This window comes from Kribbella sp. VKM Ac-2571, from assembly GCF_004362255.1.
Lineage (GTDB): Bacteria > Actinomycetota > Actinomycetes > Propionibacteriales > Kribbellaceae > Kribbella > Kribbella pratensis.
The window spans coordinates 1-1,450 of record NZ_SNWS01000041.1; the positions used below are offsets into that span (position 1 = coordinate 1).

General features: G+C 67.9%; 1 protein-coding gene. It reads right to left on the reverse strand.

The annotated features are described in order from the left end of the window. Positions 1-28: 28 nt before the first annotated feature. Complete coding sequence (locus EV651_RS41100) at positions 29-1,288, reverse strand: IS701 family transposase (protein WP_133791665.1); 1,260 nt, start codon at positions 1,286-1,288, stop codon at positions 29-31. Positions 1,289-1,450 lie beyond the last annotated feature (162 nt).

Sequence of the window (1,450 nt, forward strand, 5' to 3'; positions counted from 1 at the left end):
CTAGTACGACAGCCGTAGTTCGTGATGTTCATGCTGGGAGGGCTTGTCGGCGCTGGTAGTGGCTGGTTCGGGCTCGGTGTTGGTGTCGGCGTCTCCAGGTGGACCAGTGCAGCCGGTGTCGCAGGTCTTGTGTCGGTTCGACGATGAGGGTGTTGAACAGGCGGTGGATCTCGTTGCAGGTCAACGCGATCAGGCCTGGTGGGGTTGGGGTTCCGGCTCGTTCGGCCGCGGCGAGGACGGCGAGGAGGGCGTAGGCGAGCATCGCGAGGATGGTCCAGCGGTGCCAGCTGGTCCAGCGGCGGACCTGGTGCTGGTCGAGCCCGGTGAGGGTCTTGCTGGCTTGGAAGGATTCTTCGATCGTCCAGCGGCGGCCGGCGACGCGGACGAGGTCCCGCAACGGAACCGGTGTCGGTGACCAGCAGCGGTAGTAGGCGAGCTCGCCGGTGGCGTTGTTGCGGCGAACCAGCAGCCACCGCTGCCCTTGAGCGCCACTGGGCACTGCCCCCGGTTCGGGTTCGATGCTGATCCAGGCCCAGTCGTAGAACCGCGGCCCCTTCGAGCCGGCACCGGCCGACAGCCGCTGCCATGCCTTGCGGGGCAGACGGGCGGCGAGTTCGTCAGCGCGGATCTTGCCGACGCCGGTGCGGACCGGGTGGCTGCAGGCGACCGCGAGCACATACCCGACACCGCGGTCCTCCAAGGTCTTACGCAGTTTCGGGTCGGCGCCGTAGACCTCGTCACCGGCGACCCAGCGCGCGGTCACGCCGGCGTCCAGGGCGCGGGTGATCATCTCGGTGGCCAGTGCTGGTTTGGTCGCGAACTTCACCGTCGCCGGAATACCGGCCTGTTCGCGCCGGTCGGTGTCGTCGGCCCAGACTCGCGGCAGATACAGCTCCCGGTCGATCAGCGCGTGCCCGTCGGCGCTGGCATAGGTCAGATACACCGCGACCTGGGCGTTCTCGATCCGCCCCGCGGTCCCGGTGTATTGGCGCTGCACCCCGACGGTGTGGGCGCCCTTCTTGAGGTCGCCAGTCTCGTCCACCACCAGCACGGCATCGACCTCGCCGAGCCGCTCCACGACATACCGGCGCAGGTCGTCACGCACTCCATCGCTGTCCCATTTCGCCTTCCGCAGCAGGTGCTGCAGGCCGTCAGGCGAGTCGTGACCAGCATGCTCAGCCAGCGTCCAGCAGTTCTTCACCGCCAACCCCGACATCAACCCCGCGACCGCATCCCGCGCCAGCCGCCGCGACTCCACCCGCGCGAACCGAGACGCGATCCGCGCCATCAACCCGTCGAACTCCACCCGCCAACGACCAGGGTCTATGCTTTGGCCCGCGGCCACCGCGAGATCTTCTTGAGTCCACACAACCCGAGATCATCAAGCGGTGGCCGCCTCGCGTCCGGGACCGCCACACCGCCAGATCACGAACTACGGCTGTCGTACTAG

Bases quoted from the DNA above. Each gene is read 5' to 3' on its own strand.
- EV651_RS41100 (WP_133791665.1), bottom strand. From the start codon at position 1,288: ATGGCGCGGATCGCGTCTCGGTTCGCGCGGGTGGAGTCGCGGCGGCTG.